Source organism: Methyloprofundus sedimenti, assembly GCF_002072955.1.
Lineage (GTDB): Bacteria > Pseudomonadota > Gammaproteobacteria > Methylococcales > Methylomonadaceae > Methyloprofundus > Methyloprofundus sedimenti.
The window spans coordinates 2,463,960-2,488,459 of the sequence record NZ_LPUF01000001.1 but is presented as its reverse complement, the minus strand read 5'-3'; the positions used below and the strand labels follow the sequence as shown (position 1 = coordinate 2,488,459).

At 41.7% G+C, this 24,500-nt stretch carries 19 protein-coding genes; 8 read left to right on the top strand and 11 right to left on the bottom strand.

Annotated elements, in window-relative coordinates; all coding sequences use genetic code 11:
- The first annotated feature begins 36 nt into the window (after window positions 1-36).
- The gene (locus tag AU255_RS11005; protein ID WP_080522903.1) at window positions 37-480 is read left to right on the top strand and encodes a Spy/CpxP family protein refolding chaperone; all 444 of its coding nucleotides are present in this window, start codon (window positions 37-39) and stop codon (window positions 478-480) included.
- A gap of 313 nt (window positions 481-793) precedes the next feature.
- On the opposite strand, the gene AU255_RS11000 is transcribed toward AU255_RS11005, so the two are convergent.
- The 4 genes from AU255_RS11000 to AU255_RS10985 all read right to left on the bottom strand — a co-directional run bounded on the left by AU255_RS11000 (window position 794) and on the right by AU255_RS10985 (window position 4,025).
- A complete protein-coding gene (locus tag AU255_RS11000) occupies window positions 794-988 on the bottom strand; it encodes a DUF2905 domain-containing protein (protein ID WP_332889052.1) in 195 nt (64 codons plus the stop codon).
- Between the two features lie 457 nt (window positions 989-1,445).
- Window positions 1,446-2,477, bottom strand: coding sequence for an IS66 family transposase (locus AU255_RS10995; protein WP_143735908.1), 1,032 nt, complete (start codon window positions 2,475-2,477; stop codon window positions 1,446-1,448).
- Complete coding sequence (locus AU255_RS10990; RefSeq protein WP_080521034.1) at window positions 2,407-3,285, bottom strand: IS982 family transposase; 879 nt, start codon at window positions 3,283-3,285, stop codon at window positions 2,407-2,409. The genes AU255_RS10995 and AU255_RS10990 overlap by 71 nt, the downstream gene beginning before the upstream one ends.
- A 74-nt stretch (window positions 3,286-3,359) precedes the next feature.
- The gene (locus AU255_RS10985; protein WP_080522900.1) at window positions 3,360-4,025 is read right to left on the bottom strand and encodes a hypothetical protein; all 666 of its coding nucleotides are present in this window, start codon (window positions 4,023-4,025) and stop codon (window positions 3,360-3,362) included.
- A 54-nt stretch (window positions 4,026-4,079) separates the two neighbouring features.
- On the opposite strand from AU255_RS10985, the gene AU255_RS10980 reads away from it, so the two are divergent.
- The 7 genes from AU255_RS10980 (at window position 4,080) to AU255_RS10950 (ending at window position 14,117) form a co-directional block, all read left to right on the top strand.
- Window positions 4,080-5,051: an IS1595 family transposase gene (locus AU255_RS10980; RefSeq protein WP_080522391.1), complete on the top strand. Its 972-nt coding sequence runs from the start codon at window positions 4,080-4,082 to the stop codon at window positions 5,049-5,051.
- 159 nt (window positions 5,052-5,210) lie between these two features.
- Entirely contained in the window at window positions 5,211-5,585 is a 375-nt protein-coding gene (locus tag AU255_RS10975) for a copper resistance CopC family protein (RefSeq protein ID WP_233144619.1), read from the top strand.
- Window positions 5,586-5,594: 9 nt separating this feature from the next.
- A complete protein-coding gene (locus AU255_RS10970; RefSeq protein WP_080522898.1) occupies window positions 5,595-7,235 on the top strand; it encodes a copper resistance D family protein in 1,641 nt (546 codons plus the stop codon).
- 270 nt (window positions 7,236-7,505) lie between these two features.
- Entirely contained in the window at window positions 7,506-7,949 is a 444-nt protein-coding gene (locus AU255_RS10965; protein WP_080522897.1) for a hypothetical protein, read from the top strand.
- Window positions 7,950-8,182: 233 nt separating this feature from the next.
- Complete coding sequence (locus AU255_RS10960; protein WP_158083104.1) at window positions 8,183-9,502, top strand: TolC family protein; 1,320 nt, start codon at window positions 8,183-8,185, stop codon at window positions 9,500-9,502.
- Window positions 9,499-10,980 (top strand): efflux RND transporter periplasmic adaptor subunit, encoded by a 1,482-nt coding sequence (locus AU255_RS10955; RefSeq protein ID WP_080522895.1) that lies wholly within the window; start codon window positions 9,499-9,501, stop codon window positions 10,978-10,980. The genes AU255_RS10960 and AU255_RS10955 overlap by 4 nt, the downstream gene beginning before the upstream one ends.
- Window positions 10,974-14,117, top strand: a complete 3,144-nt coding sequence (locus AU255_RS10950) for an efflux RND transporter permease subunit (protein WP_080522894.1) — start codon at window positions 10,974-10,976, stop codon at window positions 14,115-14,117. Before AU255_RS10955 ends, AU255_RS10950 begins: the two co-directional genes overlap by 7 nt.
- A 336-nt stretch (window positions 14,118-14,453) precedes the next feature.
- Here the strand turns inward: AU255_RS10950 and AU255_RS10945 are convergent, their stop codons facing one another.
- The 7 genes from AU255_RS10945 to AU255_RS10915 form a co-directional block, all read right to left on the bottom strand.
- Entirely contained in the window at window positions 14,454-17,543 is a 3,090-nt protein-coding gene (locus AU255_RS10945; protein WP_080522893.1) for an efflux RND transporter permease subunit, read from the bottom strand.
- A 120-nt stretch (window positions 17,544-17,663) separates the two neighbouring features.
- Window positions 17,664-18,860 (bottom strand): efflux RND transporter periplasmic adaptor subunit, encoded by a 1,197-nt coding sequence (locus tag AU255_RS10940; RefSeq protein ID WP_080522892.1) that lies wholly within the window; start codon window positions 18,858-18,860, stop codon window positions 17,664-17,666.
- Window positions 18,857-20,251, bottom strand: a complete 1,395-nt coding sequence (locus AU255_RS10935; protein ID WP_080522891.1) for a TolC family protein — start codon at window positions 20,249-20,251, stop codon at window positions 18,857-18,859. The genes AU255_RS10940 and AU255_RS10935 overlap by 4 nt, the downstream gene beginning before the upstream one ends.
- A 204-nt stretch (window positions 20,252-20,455) precedes the next feature.
- Window positions 20,456-20,803: a hypothetical protein gene (locus AU255_RS10930; protein WP_143735907.1), complete on the bottom strand. Its 348-nt coding sequence runs from the start codon at window positions 20,801-20,803 to the stop codon at window positions 20,456-20,458.
- Window positions 20,804-21,214: 411 nt separating this feature from the next.
- Window positions 21,215-22,159, bottom strand: coding sequence for a UDP-glucose 4-epimerase family protein (locus AU255_RS10925; RefSeq protein ID WP_080523346.1), 945 nt, complete (start codon window positions 22,157-22,159; stop codon window positions 21,215-21,217).
- Window positions 22,160-22,161: 2 nt separating this feature from the next.
- A complete protein-coding gene (locus AU255_RS10920; RefSeq protein WP_143735906.1) occupies window positions 22,162-23,028 on the bottom strand; it encodes a glycosyltransferase in 867 nt (288 codons plus the stop codon).
- A 41-nt stretch (window positions 23,029-23,069) separates the two neighbouring features.
- Window positions 23,070-23,990, bottom strand: coding sequence for an NHL repeat-containing protein (locus AU255_RS10915; protein WP_080522889.1), 921 nt, complete (start codon window positions 23,988-23,990; stop codon window positions 23,070-23,072).
- Between the last annotated feature and the right edge of the window lie 510 nt (window positions 23,991-24,500).

Sequence of the window (24,500 nt, the reverse complement as noted above, 5' to 3'; positions counted from 1 at the left end):
TTATTAAATTAAACTACATTAAATTTGGAGAAACGCATGAAAAATCGTAACTTGATTATAGCAAGTATATTGGTGAGTAGTCTGGGTGTTGCTGGAGTAGCACATGCCTGTGGTGGTCAAAAGGGCGAACATAAGGAGGGTCGTCGAGGCGATCAGATGGTGCACGCATTGAAAAAACTGGATCTGACCAAAGAACAGAGTCAGGCGATTCATAATATTAAAAATGAGTCACGTGATCAAATGAAAACAAAACGCGATGAGTTGTTTGAAATTCGTAAAGCTTTGCGAGCACAGGGTAGTGCTAAAACTTTTGATGCTAACAAGGTACGCGAACTGGCTGATGCCAAAGCAAAAATTATGGCGGATATGACGGTGCAGCGTATTCAAAATTTATATGAAATTCGTAAGCAGTTAACACCTGAACAACTTGAGAAGTTTGATAATATGAAAGACAAACGTTTTAATCGAGATGATTCTTGAACGGCTCTCGATAAAACAAAGTTTATATCGGAGCTTTCCTAACCCGGGAATGGCTCCGATATTCAGATAACTTGCCTGACTCATCAAGTTTATAAAACAGATTATCTATGAAAAAAGGAAGAATGCGGGGCAGGTCTTGCAATGATGTATTAATGCAAGATTTGCCTCCCTTCTTTTCTTACTCGGGTTATTAGTTCTAGGTGAAAGGATAAATCCCCCTCAATAAACTGATTTCTTTTGACAATATTGTAAGCGTTCACATGAGCCAGGATATGCAAAGGTTAAGCGACAAAATTAGTAAATTCAACACAATTTATTTTCTGAATAATAGATTAAGCAGTATTGATAATACTAAACTAATTATGATCATTGATGTTATTGGGATAAAAACCGTACTGTTTTCATTTTTAATATGAATATCCCCTGGTAACTTGCCAAACCAGTTAATCAACCAGGGGGCATAGGAAATTACAATTCCAGTGATTAAAATCAAAGCACCCAGTATCATCAAAGTTTTCCCAATATCCATAATAATCCCAAATAAAGTTAAATTAGCCTACGCAAAACCATTAATTTTTTTTAGTATTTTGTGTATTCTGGCCATGCTCGTCTGTTCTTTTTATGTCAAGGCACTCATGGGTTAGCGCCTCCAGAGTTCTAAAGAATTTACACGCATTTTTTTAAGATAGCTGAAGCTTCTAGGTAATCAGGAAGACTTATCACTTCTCTGGTCAAGCAACAGTCTATACCTTTTTCTCCAGATTGATGATAAACAATACTTAAGCCCTTGCTTAAATCTAATATCCCGGATATGAGTTACAAAAATAAGAACTAGACTCTTTTGTTAAACCATTAAAAATAAAGGCTATGTCACCGTAAAGTATGGAATTTCATATAACAAGAGCGTATAAGTAAATAAAGCCCATGTAAATTAAGGAGATAGTTATGAAAGCCGTAACTTCTCATTATCCACTGGCAGCGGCCGCACGAATGACTTCCGATAACGGAGGAATCCCTTCTAACTTCAGTAAGCGACTTTTTAAATAACCCCAAAATGACATGCCGTGCTTTCGGCAGGTCTTCTTGAGACTGGCAAAAGTATCACGGGCTTTCCGCCCTGCATCACTTCGTGTACTCCCGCTGATTTTTCGTTTCTTGACGTAATCCCTTATATCCCGTTCGCTTAAATTGTTATGAAGTGGGAGGTAGGGTTTGTCGAGTACACGGAGGAGTTCATGTTGATTTTTCCCCATTCGCCCGAGGGCCTGGTTAAGCGTTTCGTAACAGGTTTTGGTACTGCATAGGATTTGAAAGCGCTGCCTGATACTGCTCGCCTGTTCGGTAACAGGATTAAGTTTATAAGCTTTCAGGTCATGGTAAATCGACCAAAGCTGGTCGCGTGCGTCATCTACTGCCTTGGTATGGCTGTCATTTAAAGGAATCAGGCGATTAATCACTCGTTCGGCATGGATCCAGCACAAGGCATGATCAAAGACGTTAAACTGCCCTGCATCATCACTGATAATTGAAAAGTCAGAGGAAATGCCTTGGTCTAGCAGCCCTCCCATCAAAGCACCTTCCGTGACTATTTTTCTGTGCCGAGGTTTAACGATGCCTTGCTGATCCAGCCATTCGCACCAGTCAGGTGCCGTGTTAATGCAGACACTGATATTTTCCAGTGTCGCCAAGATTACAACAGACAGCTTATTTTGTGCCATGTATTCAATGGCACCTGTGTTCAATGTATAAAGCGTTGTTTTGCCTTGTGATAGACAGTTTAAAAAATTGATTCTGCTTTTACTTTCTGTACTACTGAACCAGGCAAAAAAATCATTGCCAATATGTGTGCAATAGCCATTTTGCCCTTTATGCCGTGCGCCAGTATCATCTGTATGAATATATTTAACCTGAGTTCGGGATAAGACGTCATAACAAAGGTAATAAATCTTCTCTACGTAAGTTGAGTGCAGGCTTTTTTTCCTGGTAAGAATAAGCAACTAAACAAGCAACAATATTGATCATATAATTCGTAAGCGAACGATGTCTAGAGTGCTCAAGCTGAAAAATATTTTTAAGTTGATCATTGATAGTTTCAATAATGCTACGCTTTCTCAATAAAAGTGCATCAAAAGCAGCTATGACTCGTGGTTTCATATTTTTCTTGAGAGTTGTGATTAACTCAACATCATCGGTTGCTAAAAGTTCAGTGAGTTTTTTAGAAATATATCCTCTATCGCCAAAAAGCTTTCCAATCAGATTTTTAGCCAATTTTGGTACGGGTTTACGGTCATCAACATTCCCTTTCGTGATTGAAAAAGAAAGTATTTCCCCTCGATCATCCACAATAATGTGTAATTTAAACCCATAGAACCAGCCCGTAGAAGACTTGCCTCGTTGGGCCACATCTTTGAAAGTTTTATGGCGCGGAATACGAATATTTTTACAAACGCAAAGGGGTGTTGAATCAACAAATGCAATACCTTCACTTCGGCCACAACGTGTTTGCATAAAAGCCGTTAAAGGACCGATAATATCGGGCAATAATTCAATGAAACGGTTATAACTCGGCACCTTTGGGAAAGCTTTAGATAAGTTTTTGGGCAAGTAGCGTAAATAAAACCATTTAAATGTGTCATACCCTGACTGATGATAGTAAACAATCAAAGTAATTATTTCACTGGGGCTAATGCAACGCTTTTTCCGTCTTTTCTTTTCACCGTTTTCTATTTGGGTTTTCTCCCAGTGGGGTAAAAAGGTTTTACAAAAATCATCTACATCACAAAATAATCGGGTTAAACTTAGCATTGGGCAGTCTTAGAAAAAATAAATTCTTGGTTGTTTCTATTTTTTCAGATTTTCAAAAGACTGCCCACCTTTTCTTATCCCGAACTCAGGTTATATTTAGAAACGGATAATCCCGTCTTCAGTAATTCATCTTTTTCGGCATGAAAATCGTCCAGATCTTCTGTTAGTATATAACTGAGCTTACCGCTCGAAATATCGACGCCTAAATCACGAATTTGTTCCAGTAGTAATGGCTGTGTGACATGTTGGTGATGGTATTGATAGAGAATAAAGGCAATAAGGCTTTTACCAAAACTACCTCCCTGAATGTCTTCAGGAAGCTGACCTAAAATCGTAAGACCCTCTGGCGTTATATATTCTGCTAAACGATAACGAATGTTATGAGTTTGAAAGGTAATATCCTGAATAACACGATCCTGATACCCTTTAAAGCGTGAACCCTCTGGGATTTCATTCGGCTGAATAATTTGGGTTTCATCTATTTTGAGGTTGCCTTTTTTACTGCGCCTTGGGCCTTTTTTCCTTTTTGATGAGGAGTCATCACTTCCTGGGGCACCCTCCTTATCCATTGTACTCGGTTTGATTTTAGGCTTTGTGGTTTCACCTTTAAGCTTGAGTATCTCTTGTGCTAACTCATCAATCTGCTTTTGTTGCCAGGCAAGCATTTCCAATAACACATCGACTAGCGGTGTGCGATCTTCTTTGTTTATCTCTGGTAATTCAGGTTTAGGCGAGTTCATAGAATATATTGTAAAGCAACTTTTTAATATTTTCCCGTGGATAATGAGAAGTTTCTGAAAGCCCCAGAGTTTTTAGAGTTCATTTCCGAAATAAATCAACTTGACCACCATCAACGCACTGTTCTAACGAAAGCACTGGATCAACTAGAGGACGAACCTAAGGTTTTTGATTTAATTGAAACAATATTTGATAGCAAAGGTAAATGCCCTCATTGCTCCCATACCGAAAGCCACAGGCATGGAATAAAAGATGGCCTTCAGCGCTACCGCTGTAAAGCCTGCAAAAAGACATTTAATGCTTTGACAGGAACGCCTCTTGCTCATCTACGCCTCAAGTCAAAGTGGCTTGATTACTTAGGAGCTATCGCAGAATCATTGACTGTCCGGCAGGCAGCTAAAGAAATTAATGTGCATCGAAATACAACCTTTCGATGGCGGCACCGTTTTTTAAGCTGGATTCAGCAGGATCGTCCCAGTGCTCTTCATGGCATTACAGAAGCTGATGAAACCTACTTACTTGAGTCACATAAAGGAGAACGCCATCTCAATCGTCAACCAAGGAAACGAGGGGGCTGTGCGACTAAGCGAGGGATTTCTGATGAGCAAATGTGCATTTTAATTGCTCGTGATCGCTCAAAACAAACCGTAGATTTTGTGACAGGTAATGGCCCAATAAGCAAAATTGTTCTTGATACGCATTTAAAGCCAATACTAGACCAGGATGCCCTCCTTGTGAGTGATGGCAATCCAACTTATGGTGCATTTTGTAAAGCTGAAAAAGTATCTCATGAAATCGTTAACATGAGTCAAGGGCAGCGGGTGACTAAAGGGGCCTATCATATACAAAATGTCAATGCATACCACCACCGTTTTAAATCATGGCTAGACCGCTTTCATGGTGTAGCCACCAAGTATTTACCTAATTATTTGGCTTGGTGCAGAATTATGGATCGGAACCACAATCTAACCCCTGAGCAATTGTTACATTCTGCTCTGGGTGATTTTCAATACTTAACGGTGACATAGCCAAAATAAACTATGCGGCTAAGTTCAAGCAGTTTTTTGAATAAATTGACCTGGCATAACAGCGCAACTGTATGTGAGTTAAGTAAAATTCTTTATTCAATGTAAATTCGGTTATAAAATAGAGGGTTTTATTCAGTAATATTTATAGGGAATACTTATATGCACCTTAGAACTTGTCAAATGCAACGCTTATTATGTCGCTTGATACTTTTATCTTGTTGTTATACCGGGTTAGTTAATGCCCATGCAGTGGTGACAGATTATTCTTTAAAATTACAAACAGTTAGTGCAGGCAAAGCCAGTCAGGTTAAGTTAAATTTTAACTCTAATATAGAGCTGGGTTTATCACAAGTTTTTCTTGTGCGTACGGGAGATGTAGAAGAAGTGTTAAGTGTGACAGCGGGTAAAGAACCAGGGGTCGCACTCATAGATATGCCTGCACTTGATGCAGGTGTGTATGCTTTACATTATAAGATTTTTGCAGCAGACGGGCATATAACTGAAGATGTTATTCATTTCACAGTACAGCCATAGGGAAACAAGATGGAAGGTATTGCTGATTTTCTAGACTCCATTATCGGGGGTATTGATCTTATTTGCTATTCTTTAGTAATTGGCGGTTTAGTCTGGGGGCTATTTATTTTACGTCCCTGGGAATATGCGCATAAGCAAAATAAAGTACACATTATTTTAACAGAACAAACTATCCGCTTAATCTATCAAGGCGCTTTTGCGTTAGCGATTGTTCAGTTTATCAAGATCATACTAAAGATCTGGCTAATGGATTCTATATTAGAGCGCTGGCCTTTTCCGGAATTTGCCTCAACAACACAGTTTATAGGGGGCATTTTTAGATTATCTTTAGCGATAGCTTTAGCGACTTTTGTTTATTCAGTATTACGACACAATGCTTATTCACGTAAGCAGTGGTTTAATGCAGCGATAATTGCTGGACTCATGATTATTTCAGGTGCCTGGCTAGTGCATGCCGCAGGTCGATTTGAGTACCGCGTGATTTTAATGGCACTAACCACAATACACCAGGTATCTGCCGCTGTATGGATTGGCGGTGTATTTCAGTTAGTCAGTATCTGGCAGCTAACCCGGCAGAAACAGATTCCTGACAGCTATTGGCCAGATAGTTTGCGACGCTTTTCCAGGCTGGGTATGATTGCGGTAGCCGGGATATTACTATCGGGTACACCTATGGCTCTAAACTATATCACTAGCTGGAATGGTTTTATTGGCACCGGTTATGGCAATATCCTGCTAGTTAAATTTTTACTGCTGGCGATTGCTTTAGGCTTTGCCTGGCTGAATCGGCGCGCGGTATTACAATATGCATCCTCAGCCAATAAGCATGATGTATTCAATCGAGTGCCTTATTATATTGAGGCAGAGACTTTTGTACTGATTACTTTATTGTTTACTGCGGCCAGTCTTGCCTCTCAACCACCGGCCATTGATATTCCCGGGTTAACTGCTACCTGGGGTGAAGTATTACATTCTTTTGCGCCACGTATTCCGCTTACCACCTCGCCCAGCCATGCTGCTTTACTTGCTGGAGAAGCAGGGCGTACTGCAATCATTGGCCAAACGCCTTCGGCAGCAGCAACTGCCTGGTCTGATTACAATCATAATATTGCCGGTATTTTTGTCACGGTGATGAGCCTGTTTGCCATGTTATCCTACAGAAAATCACTTACCTGGACACGTTACTGGCCGGTTGGTTTTATTGGCCTGGGTATCTTTATTCTGTTACGTGCTGATGCCGAAACCTGGCCTAATGGCACGATGGGCTTTTGGGAAAGCATGCTGGAAAATGGTGAAATATTTCAGCATCGTATCGCAACCCTGTTAGTATTTTTATTAGGTGGAATTGAGTTGCGTGCTCGAATGACCAGCGACCCGGAGAGCAAGTTACCTTACATTTTTCCGATTCTATGCGCGTTCGGCGGCTTGATGTTATTAACGCATTCCCATGTCGGGTTTCAGGCAAAAAGCTCTTTTCTTATCCAGATTGGCCATACTTTTATGGGCTTATTTGCCTTGATAATGGCGATAGGTCGGTGGCTGGAATTAAAGCTGGATTCACCAGGAAAAAACATTGCCGGTTTTATTTCCGGATTTGCTTTTTTCCAGATAGGCTTGATACTGATCTTTTATCAAGAGCCGCTGTACTAATACGCTTTTTTTGACCATAAGTGTTGCCAACGTCAATCCCGGGGAAAGTGATGGCCAGACGATGGCTTTTATTGAAATTAAAACAGTATTGAACAAACTTTTTCCCGATAGCGTTGTGAATCGTACTGCTCTTAGAGCGGTCTCTAAAAATGGCCCTTGCTGGGTGCCTTTATGACCAAACGGAGCTCGCATTAACTTTCTGACATTGCGTCTCGATAACAGCATTGGCGACTGATTGCATCTTTGAATCGATTCTATTAGAATAAAAATATGAATGTTTTCCGCAATATCAATCTACAGCGCATATTCAGCACACTTGTATTGCTAGCTGCGTTGTTTTCACAAATACAAACCTTGTATGCCTGTGATTCAATGGAAAGTAAACCCAAGATGGTTTGCTGCTGTGGTGAACATGATTCGGCTATTTGCTTAATGGCCGATAATTGTGGCATGCATGAACAAATGGCAGAAACCGCATGTTGTGAGCTTAGTTATGATATTTTAAATGATGCAGGCATGATGAGTAGCGCATCAACTGTAGATTATCTGACGCTTTTACTTGACGGTCCACAGCCGCCACCCATCATAGATTTCCAAAAATTTTCACCTGCACCTCTACCGATATCATCACCTTTTTTGCTAGCCGCGCTTGAACCGCCTGCATTCAATCGTGATAATCCAATTTATCTCCTTACCCGTCGCCTTCGTCTTTAGGCCGAAACTCTCGCTCCCATATTTCAGTAATAGACTGAAATTTTTTTGAGGTAACGTACAGCCTCATGTGCATTAAATAAAAAATACATCGTAGGATACGCTGACGACAGGAAGCGCATCACAGAAAATACTCTCACAGATGCGCTTCGTACCTCAGCACATCCTACGCCAATATCTTTTATTTAATGACTGTAGAGCGTTACCTCTGTGTTAAAACACTCAGAGAGAGTCTCATGAAAACTCATTTTTATCCGACCAGGCTATTGGTCTTGCTGCTGACGCTAGTTCAGCCAATTAATTCAGCTGCCAATGAATTAAAACACACCGATTCTGTTAATATCTTATCCGCAAGTCAACTGGTTCTACTGGTATTACAAGCTAACCCTCGATTAAACATTGCGCAGGCAAGTTGGCAAGCTTCGCTGGCAAGAATTGAACAGCAATCTGCTTTGGATGATCCTCAATTTCAATATAGCTTTGCACCTTTAACAGGAGATAGTCAGAAACCGAATGGACAGAATTTGGATTTTGGCCAGCGTTTTGAAATATCACAAAAAATACCTTTTCCTGGTAAATTATTTTTACGTGGTGAAGTAGCTGAATATCAGGCAATAAGCCAACAGCAAAATATAAAAACCTTACAATTGCTTTTAGCAAGTAAGGCAAAAACCCTTTTTGCAGATAGCTATTTTATTCATCAGGCGATTGCTATCAATCAAATCAACCAAACGCTATTGCAAGAATTCAGAGATATTGCACTGACTCAATACAGTACAGGTAAAGTTAGCAAGCAAGATGTTTTACATGCTGAAGTCGAACTAACATTACTCAAACATCAAACTATCGTATTACAAAATGAAAAGAAAGTAATTCTTGCTCAACTCAATACCTTATTGAATCGTCCTGTAGATTCACCCCTGTCTTTACCAACACAACTGAGCGAAAGCAATAAACTCCCCGACTTTAAACTTTTGCAAAAAATAGCTTTACGATCGCGTCCTGAACTTAAGGCGATAACAGCGGATATCAATGCCTATAAAACACAAAATAAACTGGCGGCATTAGACTATTACCCGGACCTTAAAGTATCCGCGGGATACAACAGCCTCTGGGATAATGAAGATAAGCGATTCAATATGGGGATCGGTATTAATATACCGCTGAATCAAAGCAAACGCCGTGCAGCCGAACAAGAGGCAAAAGCGAATAGTCAACAAGCACATTGGCGCAAGATTGATGTTGAGGCCAGAATAAATGAAGAGCTGGCGGTTGCTTATTCGCAGGTAGAAGAAAGCCTGCATTTGCTGCATCTGTATCGTCAACAATTATCCTCACTGGCTAATGCAAATCTGGCCGCCGCAAAAGCTGATTATCAATCGGGAAAAGGGGATTTTTTATCCCTGATTAGCAGTGAAAAAAACCGCTTGCAAACTCAACTTCAAACAGCACAGGCACTGGCTAATGTGCATCGTAATTTTGCCAAACTTGAACAAGCCACGGGAAGTCTGGAGCCATTGTCAACTAATGAACAGATAGGGCGGTTAATACAATGAAAACAGTGATCAAAACCAGTTTAGGCCTTATGCTGTCATTGCTATTAATAGGCATAGTCTTTTTTTTGTACAATCAGCCAACAGCCCCCCCAGCCAAACAACAAAATTTTGGTGCGACTTACCAGGCAGGTCATTATCAAATCCAGATAAAACTCAATCCAGACAAACCAAAAATTGGTAATAATCAACTGACCATTTCACTACGTGATGGCAAAGACCAGGCAATTACGGATGCCAATATTGAAGCTTATGCTGAAATGCCGGCAATGGGTTCCATGCAAGCCATGCGAGAACCAGTAAGTATAGACAATAGCCACGCAGGGCTTTACCAAGGGCATTATTCCTTACCGATGAATGGTAGTTGGCCAATCTCTATTGCTATTGAATCGCCAAAATATGGCAATGCCAAGTTAGTGTTCGACATGAATACCAGTCGCACTGGCGTGGAATTGATGCAGGCCACAGCGAGTGAATTATCTCCACAACACAAGCAGGCAGATATTCCTAAACAACAATTGGCAACCTTTAATGTGGATAGCTATCGCAGACAATTAATTGGTGTGACTACAACAGACGTCGTCTGCCGAAAACTGCTAAAAATCATTCGTACAGACGCAAGAGTGACTTATAACCAATCTCAAATCACTGATATTAATTTGAAATACGATGCCTGGATAGGTCAACTAAATGCTGACTACCTGGGAAAAACGATGCAACAGGGCAAAACTTTATTTACTGTTTATAGCCCCGACCTGGTTTCAGCCCAGGACGAATACCTGGACAGTTTGAAGCAAAATTATGCTTTTGGTTTACGCAAAGCAGCAAGGCGGCGATTAGCACTTTGGGATATTAACAGCACCCAGATTAAAGCGCTGGAAAAACGTAGCCAAGCCATCGAATATTTACCGATAACCTCACCGGTTAACGGCACAATTATTGAAAAAAACTTGGTGGCAGGATCTGCTGTTAAAGCAGGAACCCGATTATTACGTCTGGCTGATTTATCGACGGTCTGGGTGGAAGGTCAAGTTTATGAAGCTGATTTACCCTGGATTAAAGTTGGCATGTCTGCGCATATTATACTGCCAGGACATGTTGAACAGTCCTACACTGCGAAAGTAATATTTGTTGATCCTATTTTAAACCCGCAAACACGCAGTGCCATTATTCGCGTACAACTAGACAACGCCAACGGTTTATTACGGCCCGATATGTTTGCGACACTGTCGTTACACATTGATCTTGGGGAACGCATGGTTGTTCCTGAACAGGCGGTGATTTATTCAGGAGAACAACGAATAGTCTTTGTTGATAAAGGTCATGGTCGTTTACTGCCTGTCAAAATCAAAACGGGCTTGCGGAATGACGATATGATTGAAGTGCTGGATGGGCTCGCTAAAGGCGATATCATCGTCACTTCCGGAAACTTCTTGATTGCCGCAGAAAGCAAATTGAAATCGGGGTTGGCACAATGGTAAACAAACCTATAACAACAACCGGAGCTATTGCATCTGTTATCGGCTACTGCGCTAAACATGCCGAATTAACCTTGATTATCACCTTGCTTTTGGCTTTTTGGGGATATCGTTCATTAGTGAATACGCCACTGGATGCGATTCCGGATTTATCCGATGTACAGGTGATTATTTACAGCGAATGGCCAGGGCGCAGCCCTGATTTGGTTGAAGATCAAATCACTTACTCACTGACTACCGCCTTACTTTCCGCACCGAATGTTAAATTTGTGCGTGGACAAAGCTTTATGGGTTTAAGTTTTGTTTATGTTATTTTCAACGACGATACCGATATTTACTGGGCCCGATCCCGGGTGATGGAATATCTCAATAGTGCCGCATCCGATTTACCGGAAGGTGTACAGCCTAGCTTGGGGTCTGATGCTACCGGTGTGGGCTGGGTCTATGAATATGCCTTGGTGGATAAATCAGGCAAACATAATCTGGCCGATCTACGTAGTTTGCAAGATTATAAACTGCGTTATTGGCTGGAATCGGTTGAAGGTGTGGCAGAAGTCGCCGCTATTGGCGGTTTTGAAAAAGAATATCAAGTCACCGTTGATCCTAATAAACTGGCTGATTATGGCTTGAGTTTAAATCAAGTCGCCAGAGCCATCCGACGTTCCAATAATGATGTTGGTGGCAGAGTGCTGGAAATAGCCGGTCATGAACAGTTTATTCGCGGACGAGGCTATATCAACAGTGTTGCTGATATTGAACGCATCGCTTTATCGGTCAGTAAAACAGGCGTGCCGGTTAGCATACGTGATATTGCCCAGGTTAGCATGGGACCCGCTATGCGTAGAGGTCTGGCCGAACTGGATGGCGAAGGTGAAACCGTAGGCGGTATTGTTATTATGCGCTATGGTGAAGATGCGCAGGATGTTATTCAGCGTATCAAACAACGCTTACTGGAAATTGGCGGCAGTCTGCCTGAAGGCGTTGAAATTATCACCACTTATGATCGTTCGGGATTAATAGAAGAAGCCATTGACACCCTCAAATTGACCTTAATAGAAGAAATGCTGATTGTCTCGGTAGTGATCATGCTGTTTCTGATGCATTTTCGATCTTCTTTAATTGTTATTATCAGCTTGCCGGTTGCTATTTTGTTAGCCTTTATCCCCATGTCGGCACAACACCTGAGTGCCAATATTATGTCTTTGGGCGGTATTGCTGTGGCTATTGGCGCCATGGTGGATGCGGCTATTGTGATAATCGACAATATTCACAAACAATTAGCCAGCAAGCCAGACTCAGTTCATCGCCGTGAGCTTATTATTCAGGCTATGCAGCAAGTCGGTCCGAGTATATTTTTCTCTTTACTGATTATAACCCTGGCTTTTGTTCCGGTATTCGCACTGGAAGGCACAGAAGGGCGCTTATTTTCTCCATTGGCCTATACCAAAACCTATTCTATGGGCTTTGCTGCAATACTGGCCATTACCCTGACACCGGCATTGGCGGTGTTATTGATGCGTGGCAAAATCAACAGTGACAACAACGGTCTGAACTGCTTATTGATTAACTTGTATCAACACATCGTGCGTTTTACCTTGCGCTGGCGAGCGGCTGTGATTGTTATGTCAGTATTGGCTTTATTGGCGACGATTCCGGTTTTTTTAAAGCTGGGCAGTGAATTTATGCCACCGCTAAATGAAGGTAGCATCCTGTATATGCCCACAACGCTACCCGGCATGTCCATTACCGAAGCCGGTAAAGTGTTACAAACGATGGATAGACAGTTAAAACAATTTCCTGAAGTCGAACGGGTATTTGGCAAAATTGGTCGATCCACCAGTCCAACAGATCCTGCTCCTTTGTCGATGGTAGAAACCGTGATTACCTTAAAGCCCAAAGAGCAGTGGCGCAAAGATATGAATTGGGATAAGTTAATCGCTGAAATGGATGAACAGCTGCAATACCCCGGTATGCCTAATATTTGGTGGATGCCCATCCAGACGCGAACAGAAATGCTGGCCACTGGCATTCGTTCCAGTCTGGGCATCAAGGTTTTTGGTGATGATCTGGCAAGTATTGAAAAAACAGCAATCAATATTGAACAAACCTTGCAACAGGATCAGCGCACTCAACCTTATACTCGAAGTATCTACGCCGAAAGACTGACAGGAGGCTACTTTCTCGATTTTAATATTGACCGGGATAAAATCGCCCGTTATGGACTGACGGTGGATGATGTTGAAGAAGTGCTGATGACTGCAGTGGGCGGGTTAACGGTTTCCAATACTATTGAAGGTCGGGAACGCTATGCGATTAATCTGCGTTATGCCCGTGAATTTCGGGATAATCCCGAAGCACTGCAACGTATACGTGTACCGACAGCCAGTGGTGCACATATTCCTATCAGTCAACTGGCTGATATCGAATTTGTTACTGGCCCTCCGATGTTGCGTAATGAAGATGGGCAACTGGTCACTTTTGTTTTTGTTGACGTACATAATCTAGGCATCGTTGATTATGTAACGACTGCCAAACAAGTATTGAATGAACAAGCCATTCTTCCTCAAGGTGTTCGGATAGCCTGGGCTGGACAATTCCAGTATTTTGAACGCGCTAAAGAAAAATTAATGCTGCTGGTACCTATCACCTTATTGATTATTTTTATCCTGTTAGTTATTAATCACGGCTCTATGGTCAAAGCCCTGATTATTCTGATCACTATTCCTTTTTCACTAACAGGTGCTGTGTGGTTGCTGGCAGCGCTGGATTACAATATCAGTATTGCGGTAGGGGTGGGTATGATAGCACTGGCGGGACTAGCGGCTGAAATGGGCGTACTGATGATGCTTTATTTAGACTTAAGTTATCGGCAGCATATAGCTGACAATGACCAACTCACTAAAGCAGATCTTTTTGAAGCAATTGTTGACGGTGCCAGCCAACGTATCCGTCCGATGCTAATGACTAGTCTGGCCTCTTTTATTGGCTTATTACCGATTTTATGGAGTGCCGGTGCTGGAGCCGATGTCATGAAGCGTATTGCTGCGCCTATGGTGGGAGGCATAGTCTCTTCATTATTCATCGTCTTGCTGGTTTTTCCTGCGATTTATTCTTATTATTCAACCCACAAAACCGATTAATTTTACGTTGGATGAAAAAGGAGTGCAAAAACATATTTTTGCACTCCGGTAATGCTTATTCTCATGTGTTTTTGGGCTTTAACAGTCTCTATCCATTGGCTACCACCAATAAAGAAGTCCCCATATCGGCTGCAATGGCCTGCCACAAAGTCACCATTCCGGCAAAAGTCAGAATAACCAAGTCGCGCCAGGCATATAAATGCGTCGATAGTTTGTCATTAATATAACATCCAAAATGTAGAATGTGCGGACAACAGGAAGCGCATCATAATAAAAGTGTGGTTGTTTGATGCGCTTTGTACCTAAGCATATCCTACAGTAGGAAAGTGCATCAATTTATTTATCGGATGTTGCAAACCATTTATACAATGCCGGTATGACTAACAAGGTCAGTAATGTTGAGGTCACAAGCCCCCCAACTACGACAGTTGCCAAAGGTTTTTGCACTTCAGAGCCAGTGCCTGATGCCAACAATAACGGAATGAGTCCTAATGCCGTGGTTACTGCTGTCATTAAAACTGGTCTCACTCTTAAACAAGCGCCTTTAATGGAGGCTTCATCAATAGACACGCCATCCTTCACTAATTGATTTAAATAAGTCATTAATACCATGCCATTTTCCAGAGCAATCCCAAATAGAGCGATAAATCCCACAGAGGCAGGGACAGATAAATTTTGCCCACTAATCCACAAAGCAATTACACCGCCGACTAATGCCAATGGAATATTGAGTAAAATTAACGCCGCATTTTTAACAGAGCCAAAACTACTGTAGAGCAATAAGGAAATAATGATTAAAGTCACTGGAATCACAACAGCCAGACGTTTATTCGCTTCCTGTTGCAAACGAAACTGTCCACCCCAGGTAGTAAAGTAACCAGGCGGCAGTTTTATCTTGCTATCAATCACTTGCTGTGCCTCTTCGACAAACGACACTATATCCCGATCAATCACATTAGCTTGAATACTGATAAAGCGCTGGTTATTTTCTCTAGTGATTTGTCTAGGTCCGACAATTTCTTCAATGGTCGCAATTTGTGCTAAAGGCACTTTGATCCCTTCAGGTCCACTGATTAATAAATTGCGAATTGCTTCGATACTATCCCGGTCTTGCTTTTGATAACGCACCAGAATATCAAAACGGCGTATCCCCTCAAATACCTGTCCTGCAGTCACGCCACCGATAGCACTGCTAATAACATCTTGTACATCAGCCAGATTAAGACCATAACGGGCAATGGCAAGACGATCCGGGGTGATAACCAGTTGCGGCGTTCCAGAGACCTGGTCAACTTGTACGTCTGCTGCGCCGTCAAATTTTTTGATAACGGCAGCGATTTCATCCGCTTTGCTTTTGAGTTGCCCTAAATCATCACCAAATAATTTAACCGCCAATTCTGCTCTGACACCTTCCAATAGCTCATCTACCGTCATTTCAATGGGTTGAGTTAAATTTGCAGTAATACCAGGAAGTTCAGCCACAGTTTGACGAATTTCTTTTTCAATAAATCCTTGGTCGCCTGGTTGTCGCCACTGGTCTTTATCTTTAAGAATGATATACATTTCCGCTGAATTAATGGGGTCAGCATGTGCTCCTACCTCTCCTCGTCCAATGCGACTGGTGACTTCTATCACCTCGGGAATTTTTAATAATAGCTTTTCCACAATCAGGGTATTACGTTTACTTTCATTGATGGATATTGAGGGCGCCATCGTCAAACGTACCACAATAGTGCCTTCCTGTAATTTAGGGGTAAATTCGGAACCCAGAAATGGAAAAATCACCATACCTAATAACAACAGTCCACCTGATAGTGCAATCGCAAGTTTTCGGTTATTAACAAAGTATGTAACTAAAGGTCGATAAGGTTTTAACAACGCATTGAGGATACGTTCATCCAGCCCCAGCTTTTCATCCTTTACTGACTTGCGTCGCATCAATACATCAGATAAGACCGGAGCCAGGAATAAGGCATAAACCAAAGAACCCAGCATGGCCAATGCAACCGTATAAGCCAAAGGTCTAAAGGTTTTTCCCTCCACACCTTCCAGGGTAAATAGCGGTAAAAATACAATGATAATAATGGCAATGGCAAACAAAATGGGTTGTCCCACTTCGCGGCAGGCTCTACCTACGACATGTAAACGTGACTCATCAGGATTGGATTCTCTTAATAAACGGTCTACATTCTCGACCATCACGATGGTGCCATCAACCATCATGCCGATGGCAATAGCCAGTCCACCTAATGACATTAAATTGGCAGACATATCCAGTAATCCCATGGCGATAAAGGTAAACATCACCGAAAAAGGAATGGAAAGCGCAACCACCAGACTGGGACGAAAGCCGCCCATAAAGACCAATAGCACCAAGGCAACCAGGATAATGCCCTGTATTAAAGCACTGCTGACCGTATTAACAGCACCTTCAACAATATCTTTTTGTTGATAATAAGGCACGATACTGACACCTTCGGGTAAGGTTCTATTGATATCCTGTATTTTCTGTTCAACCCGTTCAATTACTGTGGATGCATTAGTGCCATACAATTTAATGGCCATACCGGCAACTACTTCACCTTCACCATTTCGAGTCTGTAGTCCTCGTCTAATTGCGCCGCCAATTTTTATTTCAGCAAGTGCCGATAAATAGACGGGACGCCCATCCACGGTTTTAACGATAACATTTTCTATATCATCAATACCTTTAGCCAAACCCACAGAACGAATAATGAACTGTTCACTGTTTTTTTCCAGATACTGTGCGCCGACATTGAGATTATTAGCCCGAACCCGTTCGGTTAATTCATTTAGTGTTACTTGATAGCGTAACAAAGCATCAGGGTTCACAACCACATGGAATTGTTTTTCAAAGCCGCCTATGCCCAGAACCTCGGTGACGCCGCGCACGGTTTGCAAGTTGAATTTAACAATCCAGTCCTGCATGGTGCGTAAATCTTCTAATGAATATTTTTGGGTATCATCTTTAAGGTAGTAAAACAACACCAGACCCATTCCTGTTGAAATGGGACCCATTGATGGTTCACCAAAACTGGACGGAATCTGATTCCGCGCTTCCTGTAAGCGTTCGCCCACCAGTTGCCGGGCAAAGTAAATGCTTACATCATCTTCAAAATAGACATTGACCACCGATAGACCGAAATTCGAGACTGAACGGATTTTCTCTATCCCTGGCAAGCCGGTCATGGCTGCCTCGACGGGATAAGTCACGTACATTTCAATTTCTTCAGGCGCCAGACCGTCAGTAATGGTGAATATTTGCACCAGATTAGGTGAGACATCAGGAAAGGCGTCGACAGGCAAGCCCTGGTAACTTCGATAGCCCGTTGCAATCACCACAACGGCAAGCACCAGCATTAACAGCCGACTGCGCAAAGATAAATTAATTATGTGATCGATCATAAAATCTCCAGAGGAGTATTGTATTCGTAGGATGTGCTGAGAGACACGAAGCGTAACTTTCTTTTATTGCAGTGATGCGCTTCCTTTCGTCAGCGCATCCATTTGTTAGTACATCCAAAGCTAATGGCTGTGGCCTTCAGCAAATTCACCTTTCTGCAACTGTGCTTTCAAGGAAAAGGCATTTTGGCTGACATAGGTTTGTCCCGGTTTTAAGCCCTGGATAATTTCAACCTGTTGAAAGTCTCTGCGTCCGGTTTGTACCGCTTGTGCCTCAAAGCCGGCATCATCATGTTGTACAAAAACACTGGTTTGCCCGTCGATGGTTTGTAGCGCTGTTAAAGGAATCACAATATCAGCCTGCTTTTTTGCGATAGCTACGTTAGCGCTGACAAATAAACCGGGTCGCCAATAGCCATTCGGGTTGTCAATCACCACTCTGGCAGTTGCGCTACGGGTTTTTTCATTTAATGTTGGACTTAACCAGCTAATGTGACTTATGGATTCCGTTTGTTGGTCCGCTATGCCAAAGTGAGTGCTGATTGATACTTGTTGCCCCTGATGAATAGAGGGTAAATCCATTTGATATACCGTCAGGTTAACCCAGACTTGGGATAAATCAGCCACTGTAAAACTACGGGTATTGATATTCAGCACTTCACCCTGAGCCGCATGTTTTTCAATGATAACGCCATCCGCTGGAGCGCGTAATTCATACAATGTCAGGTCTTTATCGACACTACGGATCACAGCAAGAATGGATTTTTCGCTCAAACCGGTAGCCAACAGGCGTTGCTCAGCAGCTTTACGATTAATCGACATTTCAGCCTGAACTTGTCTGGCTACCAGGTAGCTCCGTTTTGCCGTGATATTGCTTTTATACAATTCCCGCTCACGTTTCAGGTTGGTATTTGCCAGCTGTAATAGACTATCTGCAGCGACAAATTCTGCTTTAGCATTTGCCAGTTCACGACTGGAAAGTGTTGCTAAAAGATCGCCTGCTGCTACTTTATCACCTAAATGTTTAAATACCTGACGTACGACACCTGAAACACGAGGGACAATATGAAACAAACGCTCGGGTGCAACAATGACTTCACCCGTTAAATCCAGGGTTTTAATAATAACCCCAGATTTTGCCTGAGCCAGTTTTATGTCGAACTCTTGCAATTGAACAGTTGAAAAATTGAGCTCTGGTTCTTCATCTTCGTGTTGCCCATGCGCATGTCCTTGTTCCTCTGCTAAAGCGAAAGGCGGTACAGATAAAATAATGAATAGGGAAAAAATATAGGATATTAATTTTAAATTGACTGGCTTCATTGGATGCCTCCGCTCATTTTTATAGCCGATGAGGTTAGACTCCCACCGATTAATCGTTCAATTTCGGCGACATTCATATGATAATCTGCTTGAGCCTGTATGTATTGGGTTTTTACGCCAACAAGTGTGCGCTGAGCATCAAGCACTTGCAGAAAATCGTATTCACCTAAACGGTAACCACGACTTGCCACTTTAAATGCACTTTCCGCACCGGGTATGACATCAGCGCGTAATGTCGTGACTTCTACATAGGCTGAGTTGAGTTGCTGATAAACAACATTGAGCGCAGTCATGGTGTTGATTTCAGTATTTCGACGCTCATCCTCTGCCTTGTTCAAGCGTCGTTGCGCTGCAAGAATACTGCCCTGATTGCGATTAAATAAAGGTAAAGGCATGGAAAATCCGGCATTCAAGTTATAAGCATTGCCATCATCAAGATAATTATTAACTCCCAGATTAAGGGTGATATCGGGAATTGCTTTAGATTTCTCCAGTCCGATTAATGCCTGGCGCTGATTAATTTCAGTTGCCCACCGCGCTAAATCGGGATTGTCTTTAATGCGCTGGATTAAATCCTGCAATACTGGCGGTTGCTGAATAGCTTCCAGGTCGCCTAGTGCAGATTGAAATAATACCTGCGTGCCTCCCCAGGTGCTTGCCAGGCGCTGACGACTGGCAAGCAATTTTTTCTGGGTACGCTGCAGATCAATCTGGGCTGAAGCTTGTATTACTTTTGCTTTGGTTTCTTCCAGTGGTGCCACGCTACCTGCGCGAACCTTTGCAGCAGAAATATCAACCATTTGCCTGGCCAGATCCAGTAATTGTTCTGCTAAATGCAAGTGCTGCTGAACCGCAAGGACTTCAATATAAGCCTGTGTAACCTGGGTTAAAACATTAATACGCTGGGTTTCATAATCCCAGTTCGCCAGTTCATGATTTAACATTGCCAATTCAGTTCTGGCGGCACGCTTGCCACCTAATTCAACTAATTGACTTAATGCTATGGTAATCGAATCGCCGTCTGCCCCTTTAAATTTGTTATTGCCGAAATTTGAGGCCTGTACACCAAACGTCGGGTTGGGTATTAGATTGGCCTGTATAGTGGCGGCTTCGCGGGCACGTATTTCCTGAGAAAATGTCGCAAGTTTAGGGTTGCCCGTTAATGCCAGCGCCAGCGCTTGTGCTAACACCAGTTGATCCGTTGGCTCTTTAATAGGCACTAAAGCAGCGGTATGCTGTACAGGTATACCGGGCGATTGCAAGGTAAGCTGATGCTTAGGGACATTAATGCCTGTTTCTGCATAAGCTTGAGATAAGGATAAACAAAATCCTGCCGCTGTTAACGAGACTATCGCGCACGCGTAAGATGTGTTTTTTACTCGTGGGTTCATTGAACCTCCTGAACTGAAAACAATACCTCAAGTCATACTTGAGAAATGAAATAGGGGGAGGCGTTAGATAAAGAGGTATAAGTAAATTAACCGAAAAGACAGGGCTAATAAAATATAAAGCAGGATAATACTAAGGTACGAAGTGCATCACTTCGCCCACATCTTGTTACTCAGAACTATGCCTTTACCAAACGCCAAAAGCGTTCAGGCAATAGGGGGACGCAATTTAGGGGCTATTTTTCTGGAATACCAGAATTCGAATTGAAGGGATAATTGATGTGTGTTGTGTGCTGGAAAGCTTTTTGCTATATAGGCGCGCGCAGCCAGTGTTTGTCCCATGTGTCCGCCATGGTCGTAACTACAAACCTCACAGTTCGGATTATGATCTGTTGAAGCTGTTTGAATATCAGAGCCAGGTTGAGATTGTTGCACAGAGAAAACAGGATGAGGTTGATTAGCATCCGCAAGTGACCAGTCATGTATATCAGTCACCATCCAGGTGGACATCCATATAGTCAAAAATGCTAAAAAATAAATACTCACCCGTTTCATAAGACAAATGATAGCAAGAATCAGTTAAAGTTCAAAGTCCTAGTCTTACTGTGGGTACAAATAATTCAATATTACTACTGATTTACAGCAGAGAAAATTCCTCCAGGAACAAGAAAAGAGGACGATTTCATCAAAGTTGTCTGTATTTTGTCATTAAAACATAACTTAACAATTGCTGAATATCATGTTGATATAAGAAAAGTAATTGTGTTATTCAGTTCATTTTAACAAACTGCTGCGGGTCGCAGGCTGTCAGTCAATAAGTTTAATATTGCTAATTCCCAGTGGCCGCTTTGCATAAATATGCTGATTAAACCTTACAATGAGCAACAAAAAATTACAATTTTATATATATTATGCAGCTAACTAACCTTATGCAAAAATAATCGGAATACTGGCCAACCCTTTAGTCTATCTTATATAAGAATCAGCCATTTTCTGCAATTGCTTATCCATAGTTATAACTGGTTCCCAGCCTAGCAAATCAGTTGCTTTTGAGCTATCAATCAGTAATGAAGTAAACAAGCGATAAGCCACATCTTGCTTACCCAGTAACACAGCGGCAAAGCTCATCCAGCTAACAGGAACAGGCAATAACAACGTCTTTTTATGTAATGCTTTTAAAATTTTTTGTAATAATTGTGTTGTAGATACATCTTCCCTGTCAGAAATCAGGAATGTCTCATTTGCTGCCTTTGGGTGAGTTATACAAAGCATAATAAAATTAAGTAAATTATCCATAGCCACTAAAGATCTTTTATTATGAATTGCCCCCAGCGGTAGAGGAGCTCCCTTAGCCAACCAGTCTACCATGGCAGCGAAATTTGCTTTTACACCAGGGCCATAAACCAGAGGAGGTCGAATAACTACGACTTCCATACCGGTACTTTGCGCTAAGGACATAAGGCCATGCTCAGCCTCATATTTAGATAATGCATAAGGGTCAGTAGGCGGAGCTGTGAGCTCCACTTGAAATGGCGAGTTAGTATCAGTCATTTCACCATTTACTTTAATCGAACTGATAAAGATAAACCTTTTTACGCCTGCTTCTGCCGCTTGTAGTGCAAGATTTAAGGTGCCAGCTGTGTTGACTTTACGAAACGCTGCAAGCGGGTCATCTGTCGTGTCATGCATAATATGCGCACGAGCAGCTAAATGAATGACAACATCAACTTCCTGCAAAGTAGCTATCAGATCCTTTGCAGAAGCCAAATCACCCAGTTCTATTTGCTGGATTGTTTGAGTTTTATCAAAGCAGCGTACCCCTGCAATAACCCCAAATTGTTGTTCAACCAGCTCTTGCACCAATGCCTTGCCAATAAACCCTGTTGCACCGGTAACTAAAATTTTTTTCATTGTTAATAAAGTCCAATTAAAGCAATAAAAAACAGTATGCATCGATCACGAAACCGCCGCCTTAAATGGCTGATATTTTTCAGAATACAGAGACTTGATTGCACATTAAGATGGTTTTCAGCTATTAAGTCTGCGACGCCGACAACCTGTTGTTTACACCAGCCATTGTGTAACAACTTGAGCCTTTTTACATTAGCCTTCCAGCCTTTGTGTATGCCTACCTGATTTTCAGCATGTTGCCGATAGAGTAATTTATACTGATGATCAATAAACCAGGATAAGCCTCTGGCTCTAAAGAATGCATAAATAAACCAGTCATGCAAGCTAACCTGCTGGGCCTGTTGCCATTTTGAAATCAGTAATTCCTTGAACAACAACATAGGAGAAGTACGTAATACATAGGTACAGCCGGGACCCGCAGCTTCAAATAAATAATCATATTTTCGTTGCGGAAAGGCTTTGTTGATTAATAATTCACGGCCATCAGGCCAGAATGCCAGAACATTTCCCGAATAAGCATCAAAATTACCCTTTTCAAGTTTTGAGCAGGCAGTTAAAAGCTTATCATCCAGCCATATATCATCTTGATCGGACAGGGCAACATAATCAAAAGCTGAAAAATCAACATCCTTGATTAAACGATAAAAATTAGCGGCAGCCCCCCCAAATTTTTGCCCATACTCTAAAACCTGTATTTGAGGGTGTTGATCAGCAAAAATGCAACATAAGGCATAACTATCGTCCGAGGACAAATCAACGCTGATATAAACTGTCAGCGTTACGCCTTGTTGCTGCAGAATGCTTTGTAACTGAGCTTCGATAAATGCCGAACCATTATAGGCAGCCATTAATACAGCAACATTGGGCAAAGTCTTTTCCTTTATTTATGTAGAAAATACAAATGGAAAGCTTAAAGTTGCAGGAAAACAAGTTTATTTTCATTAAACAGTGGAATCAATACACGCTTACGTTTTGTATCAAAACCCAGATCAGCTGCTGCTTCAAGAGAATCAGCGAGAATACTATAAGTATTATCTTCATTCAACACATACAGGGCCGATGCGCCCCAGCTAGACATTAAAAGGCGACCATCGTCTAACTTAAGAAGCCCGTCCAGATCACCTTTAGGCGGCTTGGGTAATTCATGTCGTTTACCCTTCGCATCAATACGAAACACTTCTCCTGACATGAAAGTTACGACGATAAGTTCCTTGCCATCCACGGTAATTCCATTTGGATGACCCATGTTTTTATCTTTAAAAATCAGCTCATATTTACCATTGGCCCTGACCTTATAAATAGCATCAGTACCTGAAGGTGCATAAGATTTTTTTCCCGCCTTCAATCCACTGTCTGTTACATAGACAAAATGACCATTTCCGGGCGTAATACCATTGAGGAAAGTACTGTTTTTTATTTTGACCGAAGTTTTTTGTTTGCCGCTGGGAAGTTCGAAGATATGCACCTGGTTAATATCGGCGACGTATAAATTGTTACCTTGAATAGCCAGTCCTTTGGGTGCGTTTAAGACTACTCCACTCTGATTACCATCAATCCATTTGAGTTTGATAACGCTACCATCAGGTTTAATTTTTGAAATAAAACCATTGCCGTCAGCAGTTAAACCATTGCCATTAATATTACTGACTAGATAGACATCCTCAGCAGGATAATACTCTATGGATTCGGGTGTTTTAAACCCCACGTCTTCAATAATAGTGAGTTTAGCTGCTATATTGTCAGCATTACTATCTGCAGCGAGTGAAGTAGCGGAATAACACAATGCGAATAGGGCAATGCTAAAAAAAATTCTTTTACAGCCTGAGATCATGATAATTTTCTTTTGATTAGATTGTTATTAAATATAACGTTGCCTGGTCGCAATAGTGTTGCTACGAGGAAATAAACCGGGAGTATTAAGTCGCTTATTCACTGGCAAACATATTGTGTGTTTCAGGGTTTTGAGAATAATAAGACTATGAGCTGTTTGTACTAGCAATTCCACTTTTTTCTCTCTATAGGGTGTATGCATTTGAGTATATGAGCTTTATTCAAAGCATAGCAACGATTCTTATTTGGTCACTGATTCAGCAGCGTAGCCAGGATGTGAAAATAATTGCTTGAAGGCGGTCTTTTTAGATAGCTTGCTAAATTTATTTAACGAAATTCCTGAACAAAGAATTATCTCTGGCCTATGGGTATTCCATAACGCTCAAATGCCGCTACATAATTAATTCGTTTAAGTTATGTGAACTATAGCATAAATCAATAAGTATGATTAGTTCTGGAAGAACAGGCATTTTATCATTTTATCTGATGCTACTATTGTGCAACATACTAT

Bases quoted from the DNA above. Each gene is read 5' to 3' on its own strand.
- AU255_RS10990 (WP_080521034.1), bottom strand. From the start codon at position 3,285: ATGCTAAGTTTAACCCGATTATTTTGTGATGTAGATGATTTTTGTAAA.
- AU255_RS10985 (WP_080522900.1), bottom strand. From the start codon at position 4,025: ATGAACTCGCCTAAACCTGAATTACCAGAGATAAACAAAGAAGATCGC.
- AU255_RS10970 (WP_080522898.1), top strand. From the start codon at position 5,595: ATGGAAGGTATTGCTGATTTTCTAGACTCCATTATCGGGGGTATTGAT.
- AU255_RS10975 (WP_233144619.1), top strand. From the start codon at position 5,211: ATGCACCTTAGAACTTGTCAAATGCAACGCTTATTATGTCGCTTGATA.
- AU255_RS10925 (WP_080523346.1), bottom strand. From the start codon at position 22,159: ATGAAAAAAATTTTAGTTACCGGTGCAACAGGGTTTATTGGCAAGGCA.
- AU255_RS11005 (WP_080522903.1), top strand. From the start codon at position 37: ATGAAAAATCGTAACTTGATTATAGCAAGTATATTGGTGAGTAGTCTG.
- AU255_RS10955 (WP_080522895.1), top strand. From the start codon at position 9,499: ATGAAAACAGTGATCAAAACCAGTTTAGGCCTTATGCTGTCATTGCTA.
- AU255_RS10960 (WP_158083104.1), top strand. From the start codon at position 8,183: ATGAAAACTCATTTTTATCCGACCAGGCTATTGGTCTTGCTGCTGACG.
- AU255_RS10930 (WP_143735907.1), bottom strand. From the start codon at position 20,803: ATGAAACGGGTGAGTATTTATTTTTTAGCATTTTTGACTATATGGATG.
- AU255_RS10940 (WP_080522892.1), bottom strand. From the start codon at position 18,860: ATGAAGCCAGTCAATTTAAAATTAATATCCTATATTTTTTCCCTATTC.
- AU255_RS11000 (WP_332889052.1), bottom strand. From the start codon at position 988: ATGATACTGGGTGCTTTGATTTTAATCACTGGAATTGTAATTTCCTAT.
- AU255_RS10935 (WP_080522891.1), bottom strand. From the start codon at position 20,251: ATGAACCCACGAGTAAAAAACACATCTTACGCGTGCGCGATAGTCTCG.
- AU255_RS10965 (WP_080522897.1), top strand. From the start codon at position 7,506: ATGAATGTTTTCCGCAATATCAATCTACAGCGCATATTCAGCACACTT.
- AU255_RS10945 (WP_080522893.1), bottom strand. From the start codon at position 17,543: ATGATCGATCACATAATTAATTTATCTTTGCGCAGTCGGCTGTTAATG.
- AU255_RS10950 (WP_080522894.1), top strand. From the start codon at position 10,974: ATGGTAAACAAACCTATAACAACAACCGGAGCTATTGCATCTGTTATC.
- AU255_RS10915 (WP_080522889.1), bottom strand. From the start codon at position 23,990: ATGATCTCAGGCTGTAAAAGAATTTTTTTTAGCATTGCCCTATTCGCA.